The organism is Bradyrhizobium sp. (genome assembly GCF_049581145.1).
Taxonomy (GTDB): Bacteria; Pseudomonadota; Alphaproteobacteria; order Rhizobiales; family Xanthobacteraceae; genus Bradyrhizobium.
This window is the reverse complement of record NZ_JBAURI010000284.1, coordinates 1-8,103: the sequence shown is the minus strand read 5'-3', so window position 1 is coordinate 8,103 and position 8,103 is coordinate 1. Positions and strand designations below refer to the sequence as shown.

The following is an 8,103-nucleotide window of genomic DNA, read 5'->3' as shown; positions in this document are numbered from 1 at the left end:
CTGGAGAACGTGATGATTGGCGCATTCCTGCGCACGTCGCATCGCACGGAGGCCGAAACCAGGGCCCGCGCGGTGCTGGAGCGCGTCGGCATGACCAGGCTCGCGGACGCGCCGGCGCGTTCGCTCGGCACTCCCGGCCGAAAGCGGCTCGAGATCGCGCGCGCGCTCGCGACCGAGCCCAAGGTGCTGCTGCTCGATGAAGCGATGGCCGGATTGACCCAGCGCGAGGTGCAGCTTGCGATCGACCTGGTGCGCGAGATCCATCGCTCAGGAGTAGCGCTGGTGATCGTCGAGCACATCATGGAAGTGATCATGTCGCTGGCAAGCCGTGTCATGGTGTTCCACCAGGGCCGCGAAATCGCCCGCGGCAGCCCGCGCGAGGTCACCGGCAATCCCGAGGTGATCGCGGCCTATCTCGGCAGGCGCGCCGCCAAGGCCGCCGCCGGCCATACGCCGATCGAACTGATGGGCGGTCCTGTGTCATGAGCGAGCCGCTGCTCAGGATCGAGCATCTGGAGGTTCGCTACGGCGACCTGATCGGTGTATCCGACGTTTCGCTGGAAGTGCCCGAGGGCAGCGTGGTCGCGCTGCTCGGCTCCAATGGCGGCGGCAAGACCACGACGCTGAACGCGATCGCGGGCCTGATACCGCTGCATTCCGGTTCGATCGCGTTTCGCGGCGAGAAGATCACCGGACAGAGCGCCTTTGCGATCGTGCGCAAGGGGTTGGCGCTGTCGCCCGAGGGCTGGCGGCTGTTCGTGCAGCAGAGCGTCGAGAACAATCTGCTGCTCGGCGCGACGCCGCTGCGCGACAGGGCGCGCCGCGCAGCGCTGCTCGAGCGCGTTTACGAGATTTTTCCGAGACTGAAAGAGCGGCGAGGCCAGCGCGCCGGCACCATGTCGGGAGGCGAGCGGCAGATGCTCGCGGTTGGCCGAGCGCTGATGAGCGATCCGAAGCTCCTGATGCTGGACGAACCGTCGCTTGGGCTGGCGCCGGCGGTGGTGGAGTCGATGTACGAAACCTTCGGCCGGCTGCACCGGGAGGGGCTGACCATCCTGCTGGCCGAGCAGTCGATCGAGCTGGCGCTGGAAGTCTCCGATTTCGCGACCGTGCTGCAGGTCGGGAAAAGCGTGCTGTCCGGCGCCGCGGCGGCGCTGGCGGACGATCCGCAGGTGCAGCGGGCCTATCTCGGCACCGTCTGAGTCTTGCGGCGCTCCGGGGCGGTCTTCATCTCGGCTTGCAGGAGGTGCAGGAGACAAAGGCCGAGCCGCGCCTCCATCTCGGGATCGGCGATCGAGAGCGGCCCGGGATCGTTGAGGATCGCGTTGACCAGCGTGCCAAAGACGACCTGGAAGCCGAAGGCGATGGTTCGTGTCTTGGCCGCCTTGCGGCCGCGACCCATCGCGGCAAGCAGAAGGAGTGTGGCGGCCTCTGTCGCGGCGCCCGCCAGCGCCTTGAACGGTGTCCATTTGTCCGGCTTGGTATCGCCATGCTGCAGCGCGGCGCGCAGGATGCCTTCATGCCGGCGGATCCATCCCGTGATGCCATGCACCAGGAGCCGGCAGCGCGCGGCGAGATCGGCATCTTTCTCCCGCCTGGTCCCGGCCATCTCCGCCAGCGCGCGTTTGCCGTCGCGCGCCGCCAGCTCGATCAGCAGGTTGAAATAGGCCTCCTTGCTCTCGAACCGGCTGTAGAAGGCGCCGACGGTTGCGCCGACCCGGCGGCACAGCACCTCGATCGACAATTCCGCAAGCGTATGCGTTCGTAACAGCTCGGCACCGGCCCGCAGCAGCGCCAGCGTGGTCTGCTGGCTTCGCTTCTGCCGCGACCGGGTGACGCCGGGAAAGTCGACGTCCTCGAAAGGGACCTGCATGGGCTCTTGCGTCTCCGCCAGATAATAATGATAATTCGGATTATTATTCTGCGCAACGCCCCGGGGAACAATCCGGTGCGAGGCGCGAGCGGGTGTCAGCCGCGGTCGGTTGTCGTCATCGGGAGGCGTGCATGAGCGGAGCGAGCGATATGGCTTTTGGCGGCGCAATCGGCAAGACGATCGCGGACTCCCGGCCGCACTGGCCGCCGCCACTGACGCCGCCGGCCGGCGCGCCGAACATCCTCGTCGTGCTGTTCGACGATGTCGGCTTTTCCGATTTCGGCTGCTACGGCTCGCCGATCAGGACGCCGACCATCGATCGGCTCGCGGCGGAAGGCCTGCGCTATTCCGGCTTCCACACCACCGCGATGTGCTCGACCACGCGCGCGGCGCTTTTGACCGGACGCAACCACCATTCGGTCGGCGTCGGCTGCCTCGCCAATTTCGACTCCGGCTATCCGGGCTATCGGGGCAAGATCGCGCGCGAGGCGGGGACTCTCGCCGAAATGCTGCGGACCCACGCCTACCGCAACTACATGGTCGGCAAGTGGCACGTGACGCCGCTGACCGAAAGCGGCGCCACCGGCCCCTTCGACGGCTGGCCGCTCGGCCGCGGCTTCGACCGCTTCTATGGCTTTCTCGACGCCGAGACCGACCAATATGCACCCGAGCTCGTCTCCGACAACACGCACATTGATCCGCCCGGCAGCTATGATTCCGGTTATCATCTGACCGTCGATCTCGTCGACCAGGCGATCCGCTTCATCGGCGATCATATCGCCGACCGGCCCGATCTGCCGTGGCTGACCTGGCTTGCCTTTGGGGCCTGCCACGCGCCGCATCAGGCCCCGAGGGACGTCATCATGAGCTATGATGCGAGCTTCGCGCACGGATGGGATGTCGAGCGCGCGCAGCGGATGGCCCGGCAGAAGGCGCTCGGCCTGGTGCCGCCGGAGACCAGGATGCCCCCGCGCAATGCGGGGGTGAAGGCGTGGGACGAACACAGCGATGACGAGAGGCGTGTCTTCACCCGGCTGCAAGCCGCCTATGCCGGCATGCTCGACCATGCCGACCGGCATCTTGCGCGGCTGATCGCGTTCCTGGAAACCGCCGGCGTGCGCGACAACACCTTGATCCTCGTGCTGTCGGACAATGGCGCCAGCCAGGAGGGCGGCCCGCTCGGCTTCATCAACGCGATGGGGCCCTACAATTTCAAGCCGGAGCCGATGGCGGACAAGCTGCGCCGGCTCGACGACATCGGCGGCCCCGACACCCACAGCAATTTTCCGCATGGCTGGGCGATGGCGGCCAACACGCCGCTGCGCCGCTACAAGCAGAACACCCACGGCGGCGGCATCCGTGATCCCTTCGTGATGTCGTGGCCGCAGCGGATCGCGGCGTGCGGCGAATTGCGCCATCAATTCGTGCATGCCTGCGACCTGCTGCCGACCCTGCTTGACCTCGTGGGCGTCAGCGTGCCCGCAGCGATTGCGGGCTGCCCGCAGATGCCGCTCGAAGGCGAAAGCTTCGCCCGTTCGATCACGGATCCCGCGGCACCATCGAAATCATCGCCGCAATATTTCGAGATGTTCGGCCATCGCGGCATCTACCATGGCGGCTGGAAGGCGGTCGCCTATCATCCGCCGGGCACGCCGTTCGAGAGCGACCAATGGGAGCTGTTTCATCTCGATCGCGATTTCTCGGAAGTCGACGATCTCGCGGAGAAACAGCCCGAACGCCTCGCCGACATGGTCGGGCTGTGGTGGCGCGAGGCCGAGCGGCGCAATGTGCTGCCGCTCGACGATCGCTTCGGCCAGCGCTTTGCCGAGAACGCGGCGCGATTCCAGGGCGCACGCCATCATTTTACCTTCCACGCCGGGATGGGCCATGTGCCGACCGATGTCGCGCCCGATGTGCGCAGCCGCAGCTACACCATCGAGGCGCATGTCGAGCTCGATGCGCAAGGCGCCCAGGGCGTGCTGATCGCCCATGGCGACGCCACTTCGGGTTACAGCCTCTACGTCAAGGACGGTCTTCTGGTTCACGACCTCAATGTCGGCGGCAGTCATGAAATCCTGACGTCGCAGCGCAAGGTGCCGCCCGGCGCGCGACGGCTGGGCCTCCGCGTGCAACGACTGCTGCGCGAGACCGCGCCGGCCAAGGGCGCCCGCACCGGCGTCAGCGAATATACGCTGTTGATCGACGGCGAGCCCGCAGGTCGGCTGCAGACCAAGCTTGCCTTTCACAGCCTGATCTCGTGGTCGGGCCTCGACATCGGCCGCGACCGCGGCAGCCCGGTGTCGCATTACGAGGCGCCGTTCGCGTTCACCGGAAAGCTGTTGCGCGTCACCGTCGCGATGCATGACGACCAGACGCTCGATGGCGACGCCGTCGGCAATGCGCAAATGGCGAGGCAGTGAAACAGGCAGTAAGCAGTAAGGAGAGATCGCCGCTACTTGATCTTGTCGTAGGCGGCGGGGAAATCGGCCAGCGGCATGGGAATGGTGATCGCTTCCTTGGCCATGTTCTCGAACGAGATCTTCAATTGCTTGCCGGCTCTCAACTGCGCCAGCAGCTCCGGCGTCAGCGGCGCACTGGCGTAGCAGCCCCGGTTTTCGCAGGTCTGGATCGGCAGCTCGATCGCCTTGCCGTCATCGACCTGGAATTTGACGCCCACCGGCAGATTGAGCCCGAGCGGCAACTGCACCAACGCGACCGGCATATGGGTGTCGCTGGCGATGTGAATATTGACCAGCACAATCAATTGCCCGGTCTTGGTGAGAACGGCGGTCTCTTCGATCGCGCATTCCAGCGGCGCCTCCCGGCCTGCGCTGCTGCAGCGCGCCACCCAGCCGGTTTGAGGCGGCGCGCTCGCGGTTTCGGCCTGTGGTGTGGCGGCAGGAGCAGGTTGTTGAGCGGCCGAAGGACCCTTCGCCTTTGCTGCGGGCTGAGCCGCGGCCGCGGCTGGCCATCCCAGGATTCCAGTTAATAGGCCTGCACCCGATACGCCTGCACTGGAGGCAAGAACAAGGAGAACAACAAGCTTGACGATGATCTTCACGGCCGGCTCCATGACACCGCGTTCGCATGGGCCGCACCGCAATCAAAGTCAAGTCACCCCGCGGCTTCACTCCGCGGCTTCTTGGACCGAGGCGCGATCGTCGCCGTGCTCGTCGACATGGTGCGCGCGGCCCCAGCCCGCGAACGCATTGGAGAGCTTGTCGAGATAGAGGTAGATCACGGGCGTCGTGAACAGCGTCAGGGCCTGGCTCACGATCAGGCCGCCGACCATCGCGTAGCCGAGCGGTTGGCGGATCTCCGATCCGGTTCCGGTGCCCAGCATCAGCGGCACGCCGCCGAGCATGGCTGCCATCGTCGTCATCATGATCGGCCGGAAGCGCAGCAGCGCGGCCTGCCGGATCGATTGTTCGGGCGTCATATGCTGGTCGCGTTCAGCCGCGATCGCAAAGTCGACCATCATGATGCCGTTCTTCTTCACGATGCCGATCAGGAGGATGACGCCGATCAGCGCGATCAGGCTGAAGTCGTAGCCGAACGCCATCAGGATCGCGAGCGCGCCGACACCGGCCGAGGGCAGCGTCGACAGGATCGTGATCGGATGGATGTAGCTCTCATAGAGAATGCCGAGGATCAGGTACACCACGACCAGCGCCGCGAGGATCAGGAGCGGAACGGTGCCGAGCGACTGCTGGAACGCCTGCGCGGTGCCCTGGAAGCTGGAATTGAGTGTCGGCGGCGCGCCGAGATCGGTCATCTCCTTCTGCACGGCTTCAGTCGCCTGACCGAGCGCCACGCCCTGTGCGAGGTTGAAGCTGATCGTGGTCGCCGGGAACTGACCCTGATGGCTGATCGACAGCGGGCGCACCGGCGCGCTGGTCCAGGTCGCGAACGTCGATAGCGGCACCTGATCGCCCGTGGTCGGCGACTTGATGTAGATCTTGTCCAGCGAATCGAGCCTGCCCTGCATCGCGGGCAGGATCTCCTCGATCACGTGATAGCTGTTGAGCTGGGTGAAATACTGGGTCACCTGGCGCTGGCCGAAGGCGTCGTACAGGGTGTCGTCGATCAGCTGCGGATAGATGCCGTAGCGCGAGGCGGTATCGCGATTGATCTTGAGCTCCAGCGTGGTGCCCTCGGTCTGCTGGTCGGTTGCGACGTCACGCAGCTGCGGCAACATCTGCATCTTGGCCAGGATCCTCGGCGCCCATTGATTGAGCTCGCCGAGATTGGGGTCCTGCAGCGTGAACTCGAACTGGGTCCGGGTCGGCCGGCCGCCGAGACGAACGTCCTGCGCCGCCTGCATGTAGAGCCGCGCGCCCTGCACCTTTTCGAGCTTGGGACGCAGCCGCGAGATGATCTCCTGGGCGGAGGCGCCGCGTTCGCTGCGCGGCTTCAGCGTGATGAACAGGTTGCCATTGTTGCCGGCCCGACCGCTGCCGCCGATCGCCATCGCGACCGTCGCGACGTCGGGGTCCTGCATCACGATCGCGGAAAGCGCCTCCTGCCGGCTCTGCATCGCCTCGAAGGAAATGTCCTGCGCGGCTTCGGAGGTGGCGGTGATCAGGCCGTTGTCCTGCTGCGGAAAGAAGCCCTTCGGGATGATCACGAACAGATAGACCGACAGGCCGAGCGTCGCGAAGAAGATCATCAGCGTCGTGAATCGCCAGCGCATCGCAACGTCGAGTCCACGCTCGTAGGCGTGCAGCATCGCATCGAAGCAGCGCTCGCTCCATTGATAGAACTTGCCGTGCTGGGTTTCGCCGTGGGCGCGCAGGAAGCGCGACGCCATCATCGGCGTCAGCGTCAGCGACACCACCATGGAGACGAAGATCGTCATCGCCAGCACGACCGCGAATTCGCGGAACAGGCGGCCGATGATGCCGCCCATCAACAAGAGCGGAATCAGCACCGCGACCAGCGAAATGCTGATCGAGACGATCGTGAAGCCGATTTCGCTCGCCCCCTTGAACGCGGCGGCCAGCGGCTTTTCGCCTTCCTCCACATAGCGCGAGATGTTTTCCAGCATCACGATGGCGTCGTCGACCACGAAGCCGACGGCGATGGTCAGCGCCATCAGCGACAGGTTGTCGAGGGTGTAGCCGAATATCCACATCAAGGCACAGGCGCCCAGCAGCGCCAGCGGTACCGTGACGGTCGGAATCACGGTGGCCCAGAAGCTGCGCAGGAACGCGAAGATGACCATCACCACCAGGCAGATGGTCAGGAGCAGGGTGAACTGGACGTCCTCGACCGCGGCGCGGATGGTCTGGGTGCGGTCGCTGATGACCTGGATCTTGATCGCGGGCGGGATCGCGGCGACCAGCCGCGGCAGCAGCGATTTGATCTTGTCGACGGTGTCGATGACGTTGGCGCCGGGCTGCTTGTAGACCACCAGGAACACGCCGCGTTTGCCGTTTGCCCAGGCCGCCTGCTTGGCGTCCTCCGGCCCGGTGACCGCCTGGCCGATGTCGCGAATCCGCAGCGGGCCGCCGTTGCGGTAGGCGATGATGACGTCGTTCCAGTCCTTGGAATCAAGCAACTGGTCGTTGGCATAGATCGTATAGGCCCGCGTGCCGCCGTCGATGTTGCCCTTCGGCGAGTCGACTGTGGTCAGCGTGATCTGATTGCGCACGTCTTCCAGCGACAGGCCCTTGGCCACGAGCTTCGCCGGGTCGACCTGGACGCGGATCGCCGGCTTCTGCTGTCCGCCGATGATGACCTGGGCGACACCGGAAATCTGGCTGATCTGTTGCGCGAGCTGGGCGTCGACGGCGTCGCTGACCGTGGTCAGCGGCAGGGCGTCGGATGTCGCCGACAGCAGCAGGATCGGCGAATCCGCGGGATTCACCTTGCGGTAGGTCGGCGGAGAGGGAAGGTTTTTCGGCAACTGGCCACTGGCGGCGTTGATGCCGCCCTGCACGTCATTCGCGGCGCCGTCGATATTGCGGTTGAGGTCGAACTGGATGGTGACCGCGGCCGTTCCAAGATAGCTGGTCGAGGTCATCTGGGCGATGCCCGGAATCTGCGCGAACTGTCGTTCCAGCGGCTGCGCCACCGACGAGGCCATGGTTTCCGGACTGGCGCCCGGCAAGGTCGCGGTGATCTGGATGGTCGGGAAGTCGACCTGCGGCAGCGGTGCCACCGGCAGCAGCGGATAGGCGACGAGCCCGACGAAGAGAATGCCGGCCATCATCAGCGAAGTGCCGATG

The 8,103-nt window shown here is 65.5% G+C and carries 6 protein-coding genes; 3 read left to right on the top strand and 3 right to left on the bottom strand.

Annotated features, from left to right (window positions below; all coding sequences use genetic code 11):
* Positions 1–486: ATP-binding cassette domain-containing protein (locus tag WCB02_RS09440; protein WP_423957748.1), on the top strand; the 486-nt coding region annotated here is incomplete at its 5' end.
* Positions 483–1,202, top strand: a complete 720-nt coding sequence (locus WCB02_RS09435) for an ABC transporter ATP-binding protein (RefSeq protein ID WP_423957747.1) — start codon at positions 483–485, stop codon at positions 1,200–1,202. The genes WCB02_RS09440 and WCB02_RS09435, both read left to right, overlap by 4 nt.
* On the opposite strand, the gene WCB02_RS09430 is transcribed toward WCB02_RS09435, so the two are convergent.
* Positions 1,184–1,873 (bottom strand): TetR/AcrR family transcriptional regulator, encoded by a 690-nt coding sequence (locus WCB02_RS09430; RefSeq protein WP_423957746.1) that lies wholly within the window; start codon positions 1,871–1,873, stop codon positions 1,184–1,186. The genes WCB02_RS09435 and WCB02_RS09430 overlap by 19 nt on opposite strands.
* A gap of 131 nt (positions 1,874–2,004) precedes the next feature.
* Between WCB02_RS09430 and WCB02_RS09425 the strand changes: the two genes are divergently transcribed.
* Positions 2,005–4,293, top strand: coding sequence for an arylsulfatase (locus tag WCB02_RS09425; protein WP_423957745.1), 2,289 nt, complete (start codon positions 2,005–2,007; stop codon positions 4,291–4,293).
* Positions 4,294–4,325: 32 nt separating this feature from the next.
* Here WCB02_RS09425 and WCB02_RS09420 read toward each other — a convergent pair whose 3' ends face one another.
* Both WCB02_RS09420 and WCB02_RS09415 read right to left on the bottom strand, forming a co-directional pair.
* Positions 4,326–4,853, bottom strand: coding sequence for an invasion associated locus B family protein (locus tag WCB02_RS09420; protein ID WP_423957750.1), 528 nt, complete (start codon positions 4,851–4,853; stop codon positions 4,326–4,328).
* Positions 4,854–5,000: 147 nt separating this feature from the next.
* Complete coding sequence (locus tag WCB02_RS09415; RefSeq protein ID WP_423957744.1) at positions 5,001–8,102, bottom strand: efflux RND transporter permease subunit; 3,102 nt, start codon at positions 8,100–8,102, stop codon at positions 5,001–5,003.
* Position 8,103 lies beyond the last annotated feature (1 nt).